General features: G+C 70.2%; 16 protein-coding genes. 4 read left to right on the top strand and 12 right to left on the bottom strand.

Annotation, left to right across the window (positions count from 1 at the left end; translation table 11 throughout):
* Positions 1-28: 28 nt before the first annotated feature.
* Positions 29-925 (bottom strand): DUF2135 domain-containing protein, encoded by an 897-nt coding sequence (locus tag BLU09_RS05200; RefSeq protein ID WP_090486267.1) that lies wholly within the window; start codon positions 923-925, stop codon positions 29-31.
* 243 nt (positions 926-1,168) lie between these two features.
* A complete protein-coding gene (gene infC / locus BLU09_RS05205) occupies positions 1,169-1,909 on the bottom strand; it encodes a translation initiation factor IF-3 (RefSeq protein WP_090486272.1) in 741 nt (246 codons plus the stop codon).
* Positions 1,910-2,413: 504 nt separating this feature from the next.
* On the opposite strand from infC, the gene BLU09_RS05210 reads away from it, so the two are divergent.
* Both BLU09_RS05210 and BLU09_RS05215 read left to right on the top strand, forming a co-directional pair.
* Positions 2,414-3,028, top strand: coding sequence for a DUF938 domain-containing protein (locus BLU09_RS05210; RefSeq protein ID WP_090486275.1), 615 nt, complete (start codon positions 2,414-2,416; stop codon positions 3,026-3,028).
* Between the two features lie 131 nt (positions 3,029-3,159).
* Complete coding sequence (locus tag BLU09_RS05215) at positions 3,160-3,981, top strand: TonB family protein (RefSeq protein ID WP_090486277.1); 822 nt, start codon at positions 3,160-3,162, stop codon at positions 3,979-3,981.
* A 19-nt stretch (positions 3,982-4,000) separates the two neighbouring features.
* Here the strand turns inward: BLU09_RS05215 and BLU09_RS05220 are convergent, their stop codons facing one another.
* The 7 genes from BLU09_RS05220 to BLU09_RS05255 all read right to left on the bottom strand — a co-directional run bounded on the left by BLU09_RS05220 (position 4,001) and on the right by BLU09_RS05255 (position 13,043).
* The gene (locus BLU09_RS05220) at positions 4,001-4,408 is read right to left on the bottom strand and encodes an arsenate-mycothiol transferase ArsC (protein ID WP_090486280.1); all 408 of its coding nucleotides are present in this window, start codon (positions 4,406-4,408) and stop codon (positions 4,001-4,003) included.
* Between the two features lie 544 nt (positions 4,409-4,952).
* Entirely contained in the window at positions 4,953-5,783 is an 831-nt protein-coding gene (locus BLU09_RS05230) for a hypothetical protein (RefSeq protein ID WP_090486283.1), read from the bottom strand.
* A gap of 77 nt (positions 5,784-5,860) precedes the next feature.
* Positions 5,861-8,128 carry a PAS domain-containing sensor histidine kinase gene (locus tag BLU09_RS05235; RefSeq protein ID WP_090486286.1) on the bottom strand — a complete coding sequence of 756 codons (2,268 nt, stop codon included), beginning with the start codon at positions 8,126-8,128 and terminating at the stop codon, positions 5,861-5,863.
* Positions 8,129-8,334: 206 nt separating this feature from the next.
* Entirely contained in the window at positions 8,335-8,727 is a 393-nt protein-coding gene (locus tag BLU09_RS05240) for a thermonuclease family protein (RefSeq protein WP_244171426.1), read from the bottom strand.
* A gap of 80 nt (positions 8,728-8,807) precedes the next feature.
* Entirely contained in the window at positions 8,808-10,619 is a 1,812-nt protein-coding gene (locus BLU09_RS05245; protein ID WP_090487047.1) for a lamin tail domain-containing protein, read from the bottom strand.
* Positions 10,620-10,645: 26 nt separating this feature from the next.
* A complete protein-coding gene (locus BLU09_RS05250; RefSeq protein ID WP_244171427.1) occupies positions 10,646-12,739 on the bottom strand; it encodes a hypothetical protein in 2,094 nt (697 codons plus the stop codon).
* A 112-nt stretch (positions 12,740-12,851) separates the two neighbouring features.
* Positions 12,852-13,043 (bottom strand): hypothetical protein, encoded by a 192-nt coding sequence (locus BLU09_RS05255; RefSeq protein WP_090486295.1) that lies wholly within the window; start codon positions 13,041-13,043, stop codon positions 12,852-12,854.
* Positions 13,044-13,175: 132 nt separating this feature from the next.
* On the opposite strand from BLU09_RS05255, the gene BLU09_RS05260 reads away from it, so the two are divergent.
* Together BLU09_RS05260 and BLU09_RS05265 are read left to right on the top strand one after the other, a co-directional pair.
* Positions 13,176-13,949, top strand: a complete 774-nt coding sequence (locus BLU09_RS05260) for an alpha/beta hydrolase (RefSeq protein ID WP_090486299.1) — start codon at positions 13,176-13,178, stop codon at positions 13,947-13,949.
* A 10-nt stretch (positions 13,950-13,959) separates the two neighbouring features.
* A complete protein-coding gene (locus tag BLU09_RS05265; protein ID WP_090486304.1) occupies positions 13,960-14,532 on the top strand; it encodes a DUF2378 family protein in 573 nt (190 codons plus the stop codon).
* Positions 14,533-14,537: 5 nt separating this feature from the next.
* Here BLU09_RS05265 and BLU09_RS05270 read toward each other — a convergent pair whose 3' ends face one another.
* From BLU09_RS05270 to BLU09_RS05280, 3 genes are all read right to left on the bottom strand, one after another.
* Entirely contained in the window at positions 14,538-15,701 is a 1,164-nt protein-coding gene (locus BLU09_RS05270) for an ATP-grasp domain-containing protein (RefSeq protein ID WP_186817970.1), read from the bottom strand.
* A gap of 150 nt (positions 15,702-15,851) precedes the next feature.
* The gene (locus BLU09_RS05275; protein WP_244171428.1) at positions 15,852-17,513 is read right to left on the bottom strand and encodes a LysM peptidoglycan-binding domain-containing protein; all 1,662 of its coding nucleotides are present in this window, start codon (positions 17,511-17,513) and stop codon (positions 15,852-15,854) included.
* A gap of 181 nt (positions 17,514-17,694) precedes the next feature.
* Positions 17,695-19,029 (bottom strand): porin, encoded by a 1,335-nt coding sequence (locus BLU09_RS05280; protein WP_186818037.1) that lies wholly within the window; start codon positions 19,027-19,029, stop codon positions 17,695-17,697.
* Positions 19,030-19,149: the final 120 nt, after the last annotated feature.

Consider the following 19,149-nt stretch of genomic DNA (forward strand, 5'->3'; position numbering starts at 1 on the left):
GACATGGAGACCCCGGACGACAAAGGCGTCAGTACTCGCCTTCGCCGCCGCCATCCCCATTGGACTGGAGCGCCTTGAGGGCTTCATCCAGGTTCTTCGGCCACGCGGCGTGCTTCGGACGCGGGTCCTGCGAGGGCACGAACACCTCGGCCTGCCCATCCCCGAGCATGTTCACCCAGGCCAGCACGCGGGTGGTGCCCGGCGTGGCCAGGGGGATGCGCACCATGCGGCGAATCTCGTTCGGCGTGCCTTCGAAGAGCGACAGGTTCAGCGTGGCCACGGTGTGGGCCTTGTCACCGCTGGGCCAGTAGTTGGTGGCCACCAGATACACGCCCTTGGGCGGCGAGCGGTGGATGTAGAGGTACGGGCCATACGCGGGCTGGTCGAAGTCACCGCCCTGCGAGTTGAGGAAGAAGGTGCCACCGGAGGGGCTCGCGGTGTCGGCCCAGTACACGTGCGCCATCTTCCGCACGTCCAGGGTGCCGTCCTTGGCGCTGGCGTCGGTGGGCTCGTACAGGTGCAGGTCGGTGTAGACGCCGTCGGTGTCGCTGGTGAGCACCACCTTGAAGGGCACCGGCGGAATCTGCGCGTAGCTGGTGGCCTGCGTGCGCGCGGTGCCAGCCTGGTTGGTGGCCATCACCGTGACGACGTTCTTGCCGCTGGCGGCGGGGAACTTGCGGCTGAAGCGCCCGCGGTACGTGCGCATCAGGTAGCGGTCGCCGTTGATGGACACCACCACCGGGTCAATGGTGGTGTCGCTGACGGTGCCCTCGATGAGCATCATCCGGTCCACCGTCCATCCACCCGACGGCGCGGACAGGGTGACGACAGGGAGCGTCTTGCCCTTGCCAATGGGCACGCCCTGTTGACGGGGATTGGATGCGGGCGTCTGCGCCAGCAGCACGGCGAGGAGGACAGGCAGCATCACGCGTCCTTGATGAAAGGAGGTCCGCGAGCGTTCGCGGGCGGACAGACTGCGGCAGCAGTACCCTCCTTTTCAAGTCGCCTGCCAGCCTCTCGGGCGGCCTTTCCCTGGCAAGCCACGCCGGACCTGTGGGCGGCGAGCCACGCCTGGCTGCCTGCCCGTGTGGCGGCGGCCACACTTTCCCCACGTTCGAGAGGCGCCGCACGCGGTGGGAACCCAGACCCACCGCGTGGCGGCAATCCCTCAGGACGCCGTCGGGATCTGCGCCTCGGCTGCTGCCGGCGCGGCCTGCGCTTCCTTCTTCTCCTCGTCCGCTTCCTCCGCCTTCTCCCCAGCGCCACTGCTGGCGCCCGCCGGCTTGCCCGCACCCGGGGCTCCCGGAGGAGGCGTCCGCTTGGCGGCGGTGGCGGCCTGACGAACCAGCTCGCGGGCCTTCTGCGCCACCTTCGGCGTGGGCGCGAGGATCATGAACATCAGACGCCCTTCCATCCGGGGCATCTGCTCCACGACGGCCACGTCCTTCAGGTCCTTGGCCACGTCGTCGAGGATGGCCGTGCCCTGCTCCTTGTGCGTGATTTCACGCCCACGGAACTGGATGACGACCTTCGCCTTGTTCCCGTCCTCGATGAACCGGCGGGTATTTCGGACCTTGAACTCGTAGTCGTGCTCTTCCGTCTTCGGACGGAGCTTCACTTCCTTGAGCAGGACCGTGACCTGGGCACGCTTCGCTTCCGAGGCCTTCTTCTTCTCCTCGTACTTGAACTTGCCGTAGTCCATGATCTTGCAGACCGGAGGACTGGCCATGGGGCTGATTTCAACGAGGTCCAGCCCCTCGGTCCGGGCACGGTCCAGGGCCGCCTCGAGAGGCATGACCCCGAGCTGGCTACCGTCAGACCCGACGACGCGGACCTCACGGGCACGGATGCGACGATTGGTTCTCTGGTCGCGGCTCCCGCCGCGGCTGCTTCTCTGTTCGCGAATGATGGTGACTCTCCTCCGAATTGGGTTTCAGGCCTGCCCACCTAAAGGTGTGGCAGGCAGGTCCGCGACAACAAGGGACCGTACACACATGTGAAGCGCCCCGCCCTGCTTGGGACCCACGCCTGGCAGTGTAACCCGCGGGCGCAGGAGTACATCCCAGTGCCCGCTCGCCCGGCAGGAAGGGGAGCCCTGGGTGAACTTTCCTCTTTGGGAGACGGTAACGCCAGAGATAACGCCCGACCCGTCCACCTGCCGTGGAACCATGCCCCCAATGTACCCCCCAGGGACCACCTGAGGGTGACACCCCTGCTCGACCCGGGGGGCTGGGAAGTGCCGGGTGGGAAACAAACGGGCGTGGACGGAACGTTTCTTCCAGCCCGGACCCGGAGTCACGGCAGGAGGCCCACGCCCCGCCCCGCCCACTCGCTTCCCGGGGCGGCGCGCAGGTCGTCCACTGGCGAAGGGCGGCGCTCGCCCGGAACGCGGCGGATGTGCGAAACCCGGGGGATGAAGCGTCACGCCCCGGCCACGGAACGCAATCGCGAGCCCCTGCTCGCTGTCCTCCGCGAAGTCCTTCCCGCCTCCGGCAGGGTGCTGGAGGTGGCCAGCGGCACCGGCCAACACGCGGCGTGGTTCGCCCGAGCGCTCCCCCACCTCCTCTGGCAGCCCACCGACGTGGACGCGGAGTCGCTGGAGAGCATCGAGGCGTGGCGCACCGAGGAAGGCCCGCCCAACCTGCTACCGCCGCGCCGGCTCGACGCGAGCGCGGAGTCCTGGCCGGAGACGGCCGCGGACGTCATCCTCAACGTGAACATGATTCACATCGCCCCCTGGACGGCCTGCCAGGGCTTGATGCGGGGCGCGGGCCGGGTGCTGCCTCCCGGCGGTCTGCTCGTCCTGTATGGCCCCTACTTCGTCGAGGGCCGCGAGACGGCCCCCAGCAACCTGGAGTTCGACGCCTCCCTCCGCGCCAGGAACCCGACGTGGGGCGTGAGGTCGCTGGAGGCCGTCACCGCCGAGGCCGCCCTGCATGGCCTGGAGCGTGAGCGCGTGGTGGACATGCCCAGCAACAACCTCACCGTGGTCTTCCGCAAACCCCGGCCTCCGGTGTCCCCGCACTGAAGGCCGCCTGACACCGCGCCGGCGGAGTGCGGACCGCCGCACACGCCCGCGGCCCAGGAACCCTTCACGCCCGGCACGCACGCCACTACCCCCATCCCGTGGCGAGACGCGGGCGGGAGAGGGGGCACACCATGCCGGACGCACCAGCGAAGGCCCGCGCGCCTGAGAATGCTCTGTTCGCCTCGGCCTTCCGTGACCACGAGACAGAGGCCCGGAGCCGTCAACGCACGCTGATGCTGGTCCTGGCCGTCATCGGTCTGCACGCCGCGGCGCTCATCGGCGCGGACTCTTTCTGGCACGGCACGCCGCGACGGCTCGAAGGCGAAACCACCCGGGGAGAAGTCCTCGTGCTCCGCCTGACCGCCCTGCCACCTTCGGCCCCGGAGGGGGACGTCACCGGGCCAGCCCCCGCGCCCCTTCGGCCCCGGACCGCGCGCAGGCCTCGCCCCTCGCGCGCCCCCTCACCGCCGCGCCCCGCCGCGGCACCACGCGCCTCCGAGCTCGCGGAGCCGCTGTCCGTCGGGCGCCCCGCCGGCATCCCAGCCCATGACCGTGACAGCCTGGCGGGCCGCGCCGCGGCGGGCATCACCCAGCGCGCCCTGGGGCCCGGCTTCCCGGGGTTGCTCGTGGAGCCGCCGCCCGCCACGGCCCCCGACAACCGCGAGGACATGGCCCGGCGCTACTTCGAACAGATGTTCCGCGACCGCTTCGAGGACGTTCCCTATCCCCATGAGGCGCGGATGGCGGGCATCGAAGGGTCCTTGGTGCTGCGCATCTCCGTGGGCGTGCAGGGCCAGTTGGTGGCCCTGGGGGTGCTGGGCCCCTGCCCCCACCCCCTCCTGTGCGAAGCCGCGCAGGAGGCGGTGCGGCATGCCGCGCCCTTTCCACCGCCACCGCCGGCGCTCGGCGACCGGGTCACTGTCGAGCTGCCCTTCAACTACCACCTGGAATGAGCGCGCGTTCGAAGCCGCGCTAGCCGGCGCGCATCCACCCTTCGCGCTCCAGCAGTCCGGCCACGCGGGCGGCCAGCTCGTCGCGGATGCGGTGGACCAGGACGTCCGACTTGTCCTGGGGGTCTTCCAGCGGCCAGTCCTCGCGCTGGAGCCCCGGCACCTGGGGACAGGCCTCGCCACATCCCAGGGTGATGAGCCATTGCGCGTCCCGGGTCAGGTCGTCCGTGAGCAGGCGGGGCTTCACGTCCTGCAGGTCGATGCCGATGTCCCGCATGGCCGCGAGCACTTCGGGATGCACCTTGTCGCCAGGCTGCGTCCCCGCGGAGACGGCGCGCGCCTTCTGGGGGTCTACCATCACATTGAAGAACGCCTCCGCCATCAGCGAGCGGCCAGCGTTGCGTACACAGGCGAAGATGACCTTGTTCATCAGACGTCCAACTCCATTCCTCACAGGTTCACGCGCCCCTCCCCGCGCGAAGTGACTTTCGACATGTTCAATGGCTTGCATATCTCACGGAGGGCTGGCCGCAAAGGGAGAGGCCGGGTGGATGGAAGGCCACACACGCCTACCTTTGGCGGGCGCAATCCATTGCGCATGTGAAAAACGCCTGCAACTGCAACGCGGCGCACAACCCGGGTGCGCGCGCCCGCGCGGAGGCAGGCATGCATCGGTTGACTCCGCCCTGCGGAGCGTGCCGCCCTGGATGTGGATTGCCTTCAGGGCGTGGTGCGGGTGTTGCTCGCGATGGACCTGGCCGAGCAGTCCGGCGACACGGTCTTCCGCTGAATCGCCAGGCGACCGCCGGTGACACAGGCGGGCCACGACAGGTCCTTCATCGTCAAGCTCAACACAGGGGCGGTGTGGGCCAGCCCGCGCGGCGGAGGGAGGCACGCGCGGCGGCGGCGTCCCGGCCCGGCGCCCCGTGGAACGGGAAGCCTGAGCCGGGAACGCCCCTGACACAGCGGAACGGCTACTCCAGGCCCGCGGCCTGACCGTCGGCGCCGGCACCGCCCAGCACGAAGCCGTCGAAGGCCACGTTGGCCATCAGCTCCACGCGCTCCTTGTGCTTCTTCAGCAGCTCCACGTTGGCGGCGGCCGCCTTCTTGGATGCCTCGGACAGCGGCTGCTCCTCGTTCGCGCCGGGCTCCTCAATCGCGTCCAGCGTCTCCTGGAGCTGCGCCCGGGCCTCCTCCAACTGCGCGCGCTCCTCGTCGGCGAGCGAGTCGTCCGCCAGCCGCTTGTCGACCTCGGCCAGCTGCGTCACCATCATCTTCCAGCCCTGCGCCGCCGCGGCGCCAATCTGGTCCAGGCTGTCGGCCACCATGGAGGCGTAGACGGTGGTGGTGATGCTCTGGAACTCGGCGGGCGACATCTCCTGCGCCTTGAGGCCGGCGATGTACGCCTTGCGCACGTCCGCCATCAGCCCCATGAACAGGCTCGCGGCGTCCACGGCCGCGTTGAAGCCCGGCTTCTCGTCACCGTCGCCCGCGTGCTGGGCCTCGAACTCCTTGGACTTCGCCTCGAAGGCCTTGAAGGCCGGCAGCGCCGACTCGCGCACCGTCAGGTAGGCCAGCAGCCGCTGCTCGTCCAACGGCAGCACCTGCCCCTCCGGGGGCGCCTTGAATGAATTGCTGGCGTTGAGCTGTGTCAGCTCCTGCTCCTGGGCCTGTATCGCCTGCATGGCTTCGATGCTGCCGCCGAACTTGTTCTTGGCCCAGATGCCACCCGCCAGCATCAAGCCGATGCCCGCCAGGATGAAGACACCGCAGCCGATGCCCAGTCCGATGAGGACCTTCTTCATGAAACCCTCCAGGGAAAACGTGTCACCACGGACCCAGTGCTAGCCGGGCTGGGCCCCCTGGAGCAAGCGTCACGGTGTCACGGAGCGTCGACGTCCGGGCGAGCAGGCGGCATGGGCTGGCGGGGCAGGCGGGCCTGGAACGTGGTTCCCTCCTGCTCCGTGGAGTGGACGCGGACCACGCCGCCGTGGGCATCCACGATGTGCTTCACGATGAAGAGGCCCAGCCCCAGTCCGCCACCCCGGGCGCCCTTGCGCTCCGGGCGCTTCATCGGCTCGAACATGCGGGCCCGGAGCTCCGGCTCAATGGGCCCGCCCGCGTTGTGGACGGTCAGCAGCACGTCGTCGCGCAGTCCATGCGTGCGGATGCGCACCGGGCAGTGCTCCGGGCTGTAGCTGAGCGCGTTGTTGACCAGGTTGGTGATGACCTGGGCCAGCCGGTCCGCGTCCCACAGCCCGTAGCCGTCTCCCCGGCACTCCAGCTTCAGCGTCCGCTCCGGACGGGTGAGCCGGACCTCCTCCACCACTTGCCGAGTCAGCTCGTGCAGGTCCAGCCACCGGGGCTCAATGGGAATGCCACCGCCCAGCCGGGCCTGCGTGAAGTCGAGCAAATCCCTCAGCATGCGCGTGGCGCGCTCCGCGCTGGAGAGGATGCGGCCCAGGCCCTTGCGCAGCCGTTCATCCAGTCCTTCCCGCCGCAGCAGCGCGGTGGCGGACATGCTGATGGCGGCCAGGGGGTTGCGCAGGTCGTGGCTGACGATGCCGATGAGGAGCTGCTCGAACTCCGCGCGCCGCTTCGCCTCCAGCTCCGTGGCCCGCCGCTCGGTGATGTCCTGCATGGCGCCCACCATGCGCACCGCGTGGCCCTCGGCGTCCCTGACCACCTGCCCCCGGTCGGCGACCACGGCCCAGGTGCCATCCCCGCGCAGGAAGCGGTACTCGTCCGCCCAATGGCTCGCGCCCTGGTCGATGACGGCCTGCATGTCCCGGGCAATCCGCTCGCGGTCCTCCGGATGGATGTGCTCCACCCACCACGCGAGGTCCCGCGGCGGGGCGCGCGAGGCCAGCCGGAACTGGACGGCGGCCAGCTCACTCCACTCGATGGTCCCCGCGTCCAGGTCCCAGTCGTAGATGACGTCGCTGGTCGCCAGCGTGGCCAGCCGGTAGCGCATCTCCGACTGGCGCAGCACCTCCTCGGCGCGCCGCCGCTCGCTGATGTCCAGCGACACGCCCGCCACGCTCACCACGCTGCCGTCGGGCCCGATGACGGGGGAGACACCCGTCATGAAATAGGAGCCCGCCATCTCCACCTCCAGGGTGAAGGACTGGCCCTCCTGGGCGCGCAGCGTGGCGGCCACGAGGTCCGGCCGGTCGCGGTACACGTCGAACGCGGAGCGTCCCACGTAGGCGCCTCGCTCCAATCCCAGCGCGCTCAGCCGCTCGCCCTCGAAGAGGGTGATGATGCCCTGCGCGTCCGTGGCCCAGAGGATGACGGGCAACTGGGTGATGATGCGGCGCAGGTGCTCGCGGGCCTCGTCCCGCTCGCGCTCCAGCCGCTTCGCCTCGGTGAAGTCGGTGGAGAAGCCACACACGCCAACGACGCGCCCCTCCGCGTCCGGCAGGGGGAACTTGAGGGACTGGAAGACGTGCAGCCCGTCGAGGAGCGGCACGTGCTCATCAATGGTGAGTTGCTGGCCGGAGTCCAGCACCTGCCGGTCATTGCCGGTGAAGGTGCTGGCGACCTCCGCGGAGAACAGGTCGAAGTCGGTGCGCCCCATCACATCGCGCCGGAGCTTGCCGGAGGCCCTTTCGAAACCGTGGTTCACGTAGAGGTACCGGCCCGCCGTGTCCTTGGCGTAGATGAGCGTCGGCGCGTGGTCGAGCAGCCCGTGCAGCCAGGCCCCCGTCGCCCGCGCGGTGCGCTCGTCCTCCAGCGAGGACTGGCCCACCGCCTCCGCCAGCCCCGCGTCGAGCACCTGGGCCAGCGCGCGCAGCCCCGCGAGCTCGGGGACCCAGCCCACGGATTCCAGGCTCTCGAGGATGGCCTCGCGCAGCGCGCCATACTCGAGCACCAGCGAGCTGATGCCGAAGCCCGCCAGGTAGCGCTCACGTCCATACTCACGGCCCAGGGTGCGAGCCTCCGCCAGTCGCGCCGCCATGGAGGGGGCTCGGAGCAGCGCCCCGAGCCGTCCCACGAGCTTGTGGAGGGCCCCCGCCTCCGCGATTGCCAGCGGCGCGAGCGCTCCGAGCGCGGCGCCCACCCCCGCTATCAGGCGCCGGGTGATGTCCTCCCGCAGGACATCCAAGACGTCCGGCAGCGAGAGCGTCGGCGTGACGCTTGGACTCATGCGCGCGCCTTCGTGGTCGATGATTGCCCTGGCATGTCCTCACCAGCCCCCCAACCAGGAACGCCCGCCATCTCCATGCGGGCCGCGCGTGGCTGTTATCATTGGGATACATCCCATCCTCCGGCGGGACTGCCCGTCTCCGAGTCGGGCTCGGATGATGCCTCGCGGGAGAGACAGCCACGGCGGAGCCTCGTCCGACAGGTGGCTCACCGCTGACAGGGGACGGGCGCGCAGGCCCCCCAGACGCCGCGCCTCGCCAGCCGGGCCTGCGCCTCCAGTGCCTGGAACTCCGCGCGTCTCGAACGGCCCGCGGGAGGAACGTGGAGCACGCAGGCATGGCCTCTCTCCACCAACAGCGTGTTCACCTCGCGCCCATCCACGGATACGTAGGCGAGGAGCCGGCCGAAGCGGTCCTCGCACGCCTCGCCATAGGTCAGCGCGACCCGCCTGCCCTCGACGAGTCCCCGGTTGAAGGCATGCGCCTCCGGACCGAAGCAGTCACCGCCCGCGCCCGTGCGCTCCGGTGCATCCGCGAGCAGGTAGCGAACACGTTCGCCGCCCTCCAGGACGACCGTGTCCCCATCCAGGACCTCCGCCACCCGTCCTGAAGCGGGGCCGCAAGAGACTTCCGCGTCACCTCCACCACAGGCCGCCAGCCAACAGGCCAACGCACATTTCATCAAAGCGCGCATGCGCGGTTCACCCCTCCTGGCGTGCCCCGGTCTCCCCGGCCATAACGGGCCGACTCGGGGGCGGGACAGAAGCTCCCGGGCCAGTCATTGCGTTGAGGGTCACTGCGCCCGGGGTCGAGCTGTGAGGACACACCCGGGATGGCCGCGCCGGTCCACGACACGGCGTCGAGCACGCGCCCGTCCACCGAGAGCTCGAGCTTCCGGCTGCCCGTTGTATTCGCCAGGTTGAAGTTGAAGGTGCCGAGCACCGCGGGCAGCCCGCCATTGAGGGACGCGTCCTCACTTCGCGCCAGGACGGCGCGGCCTCCTGCCTTCACGGCCAGACACAGCGCCGAGTCGAACGTCGAGCGGCCTCCGCTCTCGTTGGACAGCGACACACCATTGAGGTCCACGTCGCGCAGCGCGAGCACCTCCACCCACTCCCCCATGGCGTCCGCGACCGCCTGAGGGTCCGCCATGAATTCGGTGAGGACGAGCGAGCCCCCATCGGGCCCCCTGCGCGCGCGCGTCCTTCCGGTGGTCCGGTCAATACATCCGTCCTCGAGCGTCCCGGCATCCGCGCCGCCATCGGAGGTTCCACCGTCGCCAACGCCGCCCGGCGTGCCCCCGTCGCCCTCACAGACACGATTCCCACGACCGGGCGTCCCCACGTTGCCGCGCGAGCCATAGGCGGCCGTGGCTGCGCACCACGCGGAGGGCGCGTCATTCCGGGCAGCATCCGCGAGCGGTGCGGACACCTGCGTGGCCACGCCATCCACCGCCAGACCGTAATCGACCGCGTCGAGCACCACGCCCCCGGCCTTCACCTGCAACCGGCCGCCCGCATTGCGCAGGTCCATGTTGAACGTCGCCATGGGCATAGGAAGCCCTCCGTTGAGGGTGGCATCCGTGCGACGGGCCAGCACCGCGTACTCCCCCGCGGAAAGCGACAGGCACCCCTCCGCCTTCACCGTCGCCTCCCCCGCCTCGGCGACCAGCGTCACGCCGTTGAGGTCCACGGGGGCCGTGGCTCGCAGCTCCACCCACTCCCCCAAAGTGTCGTCGCCACGCGGATTGGCCATGACCTCGGTGATGACCAGGTCTCCAGGCGCCGGAAGCAGGACAGGTCTCACGGCCTCGGCGCCCGCGGGCCTGCACGTCGCCACCACGCCCGCGTCCTCGGGGACACCCGCATCACCCATGGGGCCACAGGGTGCGTTCGCGGCGCCAGGACTCCCCTGGAACGTCCCGCCGGCACCGGCGTCGGGCGAGTCACACCAGCGAGCCAGGTCATCGTTCCCCGCCATGTCCGGCACCAGGCGGCCGTCGTAGATGCGCGACGCCCCGCTCTTCGCGGGCGCGGAGAGCGGGACCTCGTCCAGGACCCGCTCTCCGCACCGGATGCCCAGCCGTCCGCCCGAGTTCCCCAACGCCCCCAGCCCGTCGCCATAGGCGTGGTCCACGTGCGCGGGCACCGGCCCGTCGCGCACGTCGCCCAGCACCAGGTAGTCTCCCGCCGCCACCGTCAGCGCCTCGAGGACGGCATAGGCCGTCTCCTGCGAGCCATCCGCGCGGGACGCGTAGAGCGTCAGCCCATACAGGTCCACGGGGCCGCGCGTGGGGTTGTGCAGCTCCACGTACTCCTGGCCCGTGTCCGTCCCCACCGGGTCGTTGAGGTACTCGGTGATGGCGACATCACCGGGCAACAGCCCCGCGCACGCCGCGTCCACGTCTTCGTCCAGGGGCGTGCCACCACACGCCCACGCGCCCGCCAACCCCAGCAACCAGCCCCACCCCAAGTACCTGCCCCAGCCCTTCATTCCCTGCCCCCTCACATTCAGCTCCGTCAAAAGCGCGTCTCCAACTCCAGGTGGAAGAGGTGGCGCGGCGGCTCGGGAGGCACACGCGCCACGCGCGCGTCCTTCAAGTCGAGCACCCACGCGTACCGGCCCCGGGCGGACACGGCGCTCGACACCCTCCACGCGACATCCAGCGCGGTCCGCAGCTCCTGTTGGAGCCGGCTGCGCTCGGAGAGGTCCTGGTCCTTCCACACCAATCGCCCATGCAACTTCAGCGACGAAAGCGGCTGGGCGCGGACATCCAGCACGGCCTGCGCGTCGTAGCGAAGCCCCTTCGTCTCGGGTGCCTGCACGCGCGCGTGTCCGTACTGGAGCGAAACCGTCACCCCCTTCGCGACGTCGGAGCGCACCCGGGCGGTGACGCCGTACCGCGCGCTGGCGCACAGGTCCGCCACCTCTCGCTCGGACAGCGAGTCATCCGCGCACGCCCCCATCCCGCCCACGCCGTTGTCACGCACCTCCACCTGAAGCGAGGGCTGCAACCAGGGCCGCACCCGAAGGTCCCCGCGCACCGAGGCACGCGCGTGCAACGTGCCCGCGCTCCCGGACACCGCCCCATCCGCGGGCAGCGTCCAGGCGTCCACCTGCCCTCGCAGCCGCCATGCGCCTTCCTCACGGTGGAGGTAGCGCAGCCGGGCGCCCAGCTCGTTGCGAACGCGCAGGCCTTCCAGCGCATCCGGGCCTGACGGCGCGCCGCTGTAGGGATTGGCGAAACCGCGCCCGTAGTAGCGCAGCGACAGCTCCAGCTCGCGCGACGCCCCTGACAGCACGGTGCGCTGCACCGCACCGAAGTCCCCGCCCCCCCCCGGCGCGGCATCGAAGCTGCGCGTGCCTTCCAAGAAGACGTCCAGCGCGCCACGCCCCCACGCGGCATCGAGCCCGAATGCGCCAAAGGCACCGCCCGCCGGGTAGCGGGCGTTGGGCTGGAAGTCGAGCTGCGCCCCCTCCTGGCCCCACGCGGGCCGAGCCATCCAACCGGTGAGCCCCACATGGCTCCGCGACGACAGCGCCAGCGTCGCGTTGCCACCGCCCGCCAGCTCTCGGAACATCCCCGGCAGCGTCCGCGCCGTGAGCTTCTCCCACCGGCCCTCCGCCACGGACACCCAGACATCAGGGGCCTTGCACACGCCACGGGCGGACGACGGACACAGCGAGCGGTCCAGCACCGCGTGCCGTGCCAATGCACGGGACTGATACGAGCCGAAGCCGGTGAGCGACAGCGCGGCCCACGTCCCCAATGGGCCTCGCACCGTGCCCGCAACGCCCCGGAAGCCCTCGTCCCAGCGGAAGTCCGGGGTGACGTCCGACAGGCGTTCCTCGGGCTCGCAACCCGCGCTGCCCACCAGACACGAGCGCTCCAAGCCCGCCGGAGGACGCACGTCATCGTCAGGAAGGAACCCGTCCGGTGACGGCAGCGCCGTGGTGTCCAGCGTGAGCCGCTGCCCGAAGCCCAGCCGGTACGTCCCCGCCAGCAGCGACGCGCGCGCTCCCGTCCACTGCACGTACAGCTTGGGCAGCGTGACGGACGTCCCGGGCGCCTCCACCACGAAGGCACGCCGCCGCGCGTCCCTGCGCGGAGGCGCCAGCGTCCGCCGGGCCAGCGTCGTCATCAGTCCCACCCGAAGCCCCGCGAGCCCTCCAGCGCGGACCTGCAACGCCAGCGGTGGCGGCAGCCCATCCGACGCCGCGAAGGCCATCATCAACCGCGCGTCACCCGACAACCGCCCTGGCGTGCGTCCGTCCAGGAACGGCGCGAGCCGCCGCGACGCCGCCTCCGTCAACGCGCCACCCGCGGCGCTGCCTTCTCCCCGCGACCGCAGCAGCACGTCCACGTCCGAGTACGTCAGCCCCGGCAAGCCGTAGAGCGAGGCACGCGACGCCAGCCCCAGGTCCACGCCTGTCCGTCGCAAGGCCAGCAGCGCGGAGAGTGTCTCGGCGGAGATGGCGCCCTCTTCCACGAGCGCGAGCAGGTCCTGCGCGCCCACGGATTCAGGCTCCACTTCATACGGCGCGGCATGCACGGGCAGCGCGCCCGCCAACCACCAACCCAAACACCATCCCACCCAGAGCACCCGACGCACGCACCGCGCCTTGTGCACATCCGGGACCACGATTCCCTACAGCAGCGCCCTGCCCGCGGGTCGTCCGGCACGCGGACGCGCCGTCCAAAGGCGGGACACGCGTACCAGGCGCTCAGGCCCGGCCCATGCGCGGGTCGACTTCCAGCAGGTCCCACGCCAGGAAGTACGCGGCCTCCGCGCGGCTCTCCGCGGCGACGTAGCGAAGGCGTGACTCCTCGCTGCCATCCAAGGCCTCGCGCGCCTCGCGCAGGTCGGCCTCGGTGGTGAGCAGCAGGACCGCCAGGTGCGGGTGTTCCAGCTCCATGGGGTAACTCCAGATTAAACAGCATTCCGCGCAGATTGGGAGCACCGCGCGGTCCGCCCGTCGCCTGTGCATCCCCGGGGCCAGCGCTTCCCGACCGGTCACCCCCTCCAGGTATGCTGGCACCCGGTTCCCATGGGCCACGTCCACATCGTCCGAGACCTCCCCTCCCCCCAGGAGGGCTTCGCGCGCACCGTGCGCGTCTACACCCCCCACGCATACGATGCGATGCCGGGCCATCGGTTCCCCGTGCTGTACATGCACGACGGACAGAACGTGTTCGCCCACCCCGAATCCGCCCTCTTCGAGACCTGGTGCGCCAACCTCGCGTTGGAGCACGGCGTGGGCGAAGGAAGCCTGGAGCCGTGGCTCATCGTCGCCGTGGATTCGGGCGCGGGGCGCATGCACGACTATTCGCCGTGGAATGAACCGCGCAGCCCGATGCACGCGCGCGGCGAGGCCTACGGCCGCTTCCTGGTGGAGCACCTCAAGCCGCTGGTGGACCGCACCTACCGCACCCGGCCGGAGCCGCAGTGGACGGGCGCCATGGGCTCGTCACTGGGTGGCCTGATTTCGCTCTACCTCGGGTGCCGCTATCCGGAGGTGTTCGGCCGAATCGGCGCCCTGTCTCCCACGGTGACGTGGGGCGCCAGCCAGCTCTTCGGCGCCTGGTCGGCGCACAGCCGCCGTTGGACGCGCATCTACCTGGACGCGGGCACCCACGAGTACACGGACGCCAGCGGCGTGCCCGTCTACTACGGCGAATCCACGCGGGCCTTCTACGAGCACCTCAAGCACCTGGGCTACGCGGACCACGAGCTGGCGCTGGTGTTGGATCCACACGGCGGGCACCACGAGCGGGACTGGCAGCGGCGCCTGCCACACGCCATGCGCTGGCTGCTGGGGTGAGGCGCTTCGAATGAAGCACCGCGGGGCGGTTCCCCTGGAGCAGCGGCTCGTCTACGTCCAGGTGGTGGAGGGCCTGCTCGAGCACGGGCTGCGCGGCAGCGTGTCACCCCGCCTCAAGCACCGGTTGCGGCAGGCGGGCATCGACCTGGACCGGCCACTGCTGCCGGGCTACCCGGTGCTCCTGTGGGGAAAGTGCCTCGACGTCATCGTCGAGGAGACCCTTCCGGGCCTGCCCCGGGAGGAGGCCTTCCGCCAGCTCGCCGAGCGCCACGTGCAGGGCTACGGGCGCACCGTCGTGGGCCGCGCGGTGTACGGCGTCATGCGGCTGCTGGGCCCCCGCCGCCTGGTGCAGCGCCTGCCGCAGACGCTGCGCGCCACCGACAACTACACGGAGGTGGAGCTCACCGAGCAGGGCCCCACCACCTACGCCATGCGGATGAACTCGCGGGTGGACGCGCCCGGCTACGCGGAGGCGCTCTTCGAATCCCTGCTGCGCCTGGGCGGCGCCGAGTCCCCCCGCGTGGCGCGCATCCACGAGGACGCGGACAGCACCACCTACCAGCTCACCTGGACGGAGCGCTGAGCGCGCTACGCCTTGTCCTGGATGAAGCGCACCGTGTCCCGCAGGGCGTCCATGTCCGCGTGGCGGGTGAGGTACATCTCCTCGCCCAGGAGGCTGTGGTAGATGCTCGGCAGCTCGCGGTGGAGGATGAGCGACGTGCCCAGCTTCTGCTCCACGTCCGCGTGCGGGTGCCGGTAGCGGCGGGACTTGCGGCGCGCGCTGTGACAGACGTGGTAGCGCGGCGTGAAGCGAAAGTCCGCCACCGGGTCGCCCGTCACCACGCGCGCCCAGAGCCGGTACACGTCGATGTCACACGTGTAGTTCATCATGTCCACCATGAAGCCGCCGGGCGGCCGCAGGTTGGCCTCCAGCACCATGAAGCGGCCATCCGGCAGACGGAAGAACTCCAGGTGGAACCAGCGCTCGCGCAGGCCGAAGGCGGCCACCACCTGCCGGCCCAGCACGTCCAGCGCGGGGGGAATCTCCTTGTGGCTCCAGAAGGAGATGTCGCGCTGCTCCACCACCGTCTCCATGCCTCCGTCGCTGTACTCGTGACTGAGGTTGAAGACGATGACGCCGTGCCGGTCCACGATGCCGTCGTAGGTGACGATGGTGCCGCGCACGAAGGGCTGCGCCACGTAGGTGGTGGGCAGCGGATGGGACAGGGCCGCGTCCACCTCCGCGTCGCTGGCCACCTTGAAGGTGTTGGCGGCGCCCACGCCCACGTCCGGCTTGAGCACCAGCGGGTAGCCCACGCGCGCGGCGAACGCCTTCACCTGCGCGGCGTCCCGGACGCGGATGAGGTCCGGGTGCGGCACGCCCGCTTCGTGGAACACCTCCGCCATGCCGGACTTGGAGCGCAGCCGGTGGATGTCCTCCGGCTGCAGGCCCGGCACGTTGAAGTCCCCACGCAAGCGCGCCTCCACCTCCAGCCAGGACTCGTTGAGCGAGTCGATGCGGTGGATGCGGCCGTGCCGCCACGTGAGGTAGCCCGCCGCGCGGGTGAGCGCATCCTCGTCCATGAGGCTGGGGACGAAGTAGTACTCGCGCAGGGACGCCTTCAACTCGGGACGGAGCGACTCGTAGGACGCGTCACCGATGCCCAGGACCGTGACGCCCCGCTCCCGCAGCGCAGAGATGAAGTGAAGGTAATGCGGAGGGAAGTGGGGGGAGATGAAGACGAAGTTCATGGCTCCTCGGGGCACAGGCGACCATATCGCGCCGCGCGCCCGCGCCCAGTTCCTGACTGAACGCCCGGAGGCGGGAAGTCACTCCTCCCCGCCCCGGGTGCGCCTGGAATCCGGGCTCCCCAACCCCCTGCCCATCACTCAGCGGAACGACTAGGCGTTCGGCCGGACCATCGACACCTCGAAGTGCCGCTGGACAACGTTGCCCGTGGTGGGCCCCTCCCGGTAGAGGTTGCCCGTGTCCTGGTCCACGTAGAAGCGGTTGTTCGGGTTGGTGTCCGCGCCGCGCTGCTGGTGGTTCGTCGCCGGGTCGTGGAACGTGTAGTACGTGCGGCCCTGCTCGTCCGTGCCGCGGCCCGTAATCACCACGAAGTGGTCGGTGATGCCGTCCACGTTGTCCGAGTTCTGGCCCGAGCGGTGGTCCACGCCCACGACGACGGGCTTGCCCGCGTCGAGCTGGCCATCGATGTACTCACGACCCCGGCGCGCCGCCGCGGCGTTCACCGTGACGCCGCCGTTCGGGTCATCCCCGGTGGCCACCTGGATGCGGTTGTCCGGCCCCGTCACGGTGGCCCCGGCGCCCGCGGCCATCACCACCGCGGCGCGGAAGCAGGCCTTGTCACCGGCGCGCTCCACCTTCGACGCGTTGTACTGGCTGACCCACGGCGTGGCCGTCTGCACCGCCGGGCGGTCCGCCGCGGGGGCAATCTCCGCCGTGTCGTTCAAGTCCGTGGGCGTCGCGCCCCCGGTGGTGTTGGAGGCCTGGAGGTTCTCCGGGCGCGGACGCGGGATGGGGACCTCGGCGGGCAGCGCCGTGGTGCCCGACGTGAGGTTCTCCGGGCGCGGGCGCGGGATGGGGACCTCGGCGGGCAGCGCCGTGGTGCCCGACGTGAGGTTCTCCGGGCGCGGGCGCGGGATGGGCGCGTTCTCGACCGCACCACCACCGTCGCGGTAGCCGCGCGCGTCCAGGGCCCGGACCAGCGCCGTCTCACGCCGCGTCTGGTCGGCGCGCAGGCGCTGCTCGTTGTGGTCGAAGCCGGAGGCGCTGATCTGCCCGTTGTCCGTGCGGTACGCATTCACGCGCGCGTCGACGAGCGCCTCGGGCGTCACGCCACGCGGGTCCTGCGCCAGCCTGGGCAGCTCGCGCTTGAGGAAGTTCTGCGCCGCGCGGGGCGACTGCGTGTGCAGGTCGTAGAAGGTGGAGGCCAGCAGCGCGTTGTTCGGGTCCAGGCCCGCGCGCTCGGCGGCGCGCTGGTACTGCGGCGTGACGCGGCCCAGCTCGCGGTTCCAGATTTCGTCCGCGTGCGACGGAGAGCTCGCGCCGCCCCCCTGGTAGGAGAACGAGCCCCGGTTGTGCTTGGCATTGCCCGGGTCGGTGTGGCCCCCGTAGCTCTCCGTGAAGCCGCCGTTCGGCGTGCGGTTGCCTTCCGAGGTGCCAACGACAATGGCGGACTCGGAGTTGGACCCGCCCTGGCGGAAGGCCGTCAGGTCGACGTTGCGATAGCCATTCTGGGTGCCAGACACCCCAGCGGTCCCCGCCGGCGTGACGCCCTGCGCCACGGTGCCCTGCGCGGTGCCAGGCTCAAAGCTGTCACGGCTCTGTGACGTCCCCGTCTGCCGGTTGGCCGGGCGCGGCGCATGGGCCTCGAAACCATCGTTGGCGCCCGGAATGATCAGGGTCTTCCCGGCGATGATGCGGTCCGGGCTCTGGAGGTTGTTCGCTCGCGCCAGCGCATCAACCGTCGTGTTGTTGCGCCGGGCGATGGCGCTGAGCGAATCACCCTGGCGGATTCGATAGGAGTTGCTACCCGTCATCAGCGGCTCCATGGGGGCGAAGTAAGTCAGACGCCTCCATGATTTTCCGGATCAATATCCGAAAGTTGCGCAAGCCGCCAAACAACAGCCAGGGTGTTCAAATCCAGCACGCATGAACAAACCCTGACGCGCCGCACCAGTCACAGGACTGTGACAGTCCCCCGGCAGCATCCAGCTTTGCTCAATAATTGACTTGGAGCTGGATGCGCGTCACGTGTCCCTGCTCCTGGATATACGGATAGCGGGACGAGGTGCGGTCCGAGATGAGGTAGGTGCCCGTCAGCTCCAGGGCCTTGTTGAGCTGCCACTCGGCGCCCATCTCCAGCTCCCGCACGTCGTAGAGCGGCGCGTTCGTCTCGAACTTCTTGCCGCCGTCGTAGAGGGTGCCCCGGATGTAGGGGATGAGGGACACGCCCAGCACGCCGTCCAGCTTGTACATGAGCTGCGCATAGCCGCCCCGGAGCCGGCGGCTGTCGATGAGCAGGCCCTCGACGGGCCCCTCGCCCAGCGAGGGACCGCGGCCCAGGTTGAACTCGGCCAGGAGGCCCAGCGGCTGCGGGTAGATGACCAGGCTGACGATGGCGCGCGCGTCCACCATGTCGGAGCCCCGGGCGAGCGCGTAGGGCGCGCCGTCACGCGGCGAGGCATTGAGATTGAAGCGGCCGTAATAGCCGCCCACGCCCGCTTCCACGTACTGCGAGCCGAACAGGAAGGGCCACGTGACGCGAACGACACCATGCGGCGTGTCGTTGCGCTCGGCGCGGTTGGCCGTCTGACCGTTGAAGACGCCGAGGCCGACCACGCCGTAGTCGCCGGAGCCCTTCAGGTTGTTGTCCACGAGGAACTTGAAGCGCTTCCGGATTTCGTCGGGCGCCCAGTAGAAGAAGACGCCCAGGTCGCGCTCGTCCTTGAGCCCGCTGTTGATGGCGTCGTTGCGGTCCAGCGCGAGGCGGTTCTGGCTGGACTGGAGGTTCTCGAAGCCGAACGGCACCTTCGACTGGCCCACGCGCAGACGGAACTCCTTCTTCGCGTCCAGGAAGATGTCCGCGTACCAGTCCCGCATGATGGTGACGTTGTACTGGTCCCCGATGACCGACGCGAAGTCCGGCTGGAGGTAGATGGACACGCGGTCGTGGACGTCACCGAACAGCACGAGGCGCGCGCGCCGGATGCCAAAGCCGGTGTTCTTGCCGAGGAAGCGGTCGCCCTGGTCGTTGATCAGCTCGTCATTCACCCGGAAGCTGGGCAGCCGGTTGTAGCGGAACTGCGTATAGCCCCGGATGCGGATGCGGTCGTACCAGGCCCGTTCCTCCTTCTTCGCCTCGGGCTTCGCCTCCGACTCGGGCATCGCCGCCTCGGGAACCGGCGTCGGCGTGGACGCTGACGCGGGAGGCTGCTCGGTGGCGGACGAGGGCGCGGCCTCGTCCTGCTGCGCGTGGGCAAGGGGCGCCAGAAGCAGCGCGGAGCCGGACAACAAGACCTGGAGAGCAGCGCGGAACGAAGCAGTGGGGGTCATGACGGCGCGGAACTGCCAGCAGCGCGCGAAAGCGCGCACGAACTCGAGTTTGCAGTCCCGTTACAGGACGGAATGAACGACCGCAACGCACGGGCCCTCGTTTTTGCCTCACCGTCACAG

This window comes from Myxococcus virescens (assembly GCF_900101905.1).
GTDB lineage: Bacteria > Myxococcota > Myxococcia > Myxococcales > Myxococcaceae > Myxococcus > Myxococcus virescens.

Excerpts from the sequence above, each read along its gene's own strand:
- BLU09_RS05280 (WP_186818037.1), bottom strand. The coding sequence starts at position 19,029 with ATGACCCCCACTGCTTCGTTCCGCGCTGCTCTCCAGGTCTTGTTGTCC.
- BLU09_RS05270 (WP_186817970.1), bottom strand. The coding sequence starts at position 15,701 with ATGAACTTCGTCTTCATCTCCCCCCACTTCCCTCCGCATTACCTTCAC.
- BLU09_RS05210 (WP_090486275.1), top strand. The coding sequence starts at position 2,414 with ATGAAGCGTCACGCCCCGGCCACGGAACGCAATCGCGAGCCCCTGCTC.
- BLU09_RS05215 (WP_090486277.1), top strand. The coding sequence starts at position 3,160 with ATGCCGGACGCACCAGCGAAGGCCCGCGCGCCTGAGAATGCTCTGTTC.
- BLU09_RS05220 (WP_090486280.1), bottom strand. The coding sequence starts at position 4,408 with ATGAACAAGGTCATCTTCGCCTGTGTACGCAACGCTGGCCGCTCGCTG.
- BLU09_RS05245 (WP_090487047.1), bottom strand. The coding sequence starts at position 10,619 with ATGAAGGGCTGGGGCAGGTACTTGGGGTGGGGCTGGTTGCTGGGGTTG.
- BLU09_RS05255 (WP_090486295.1), bottom strand. The coding sequence starts at position 13,043 with ATGGAGCTGGAACACCCGCACCTGGCGGTCCTGCTGCTCACCACCGAG.
- BLU09_RS05275 (WP_244171428.1), bottom strand. The coding sequence starts at position 17,513 with ATGACGGGTAGCAACTCCTATCGAATCCGCCAGGGTGATTCGCTCAGC.
- BLU09_RS05230 (WP_090486283.1), bottom strand. The coding sequence starts at position 5,783 with ATGAAGAAGGTCCTCATCGGACTGGGCATCGGCTGCGGTGTCTTCATC.
- BLU09_RS05235 (WP_090486286.1), bottom strand. The coding sequence starts at position 8,128 with ATGAGTCCAAGCGTCACGCCGACGCTCTCGCTGCCGGACGTCTTGGAT.
- BLU09_RS05260 (WP_090486299.1), top strand. The coding sequence starts at position 13,176 with ATGGGCCACGTCCACATCGTCCGAGACCTCCCCTCCCCCCAGGAGGGC.
- BLU09_RS05200 (WP_090486267.1), bottom strand. The coding sequence starts at position 925 with ATGCTGCCTGTCCTCCTCGCCGTGCTGCTGGCGCAGACGCCCGCATCC.
- BLU09_RS05265 (WP_090486304.1), top strand. The coding sequence starts at position 13,960 with ATGAAGCACCGCGGGGCGGTTCCCCTGGAGCAGCGGCTCGTCTACGTC.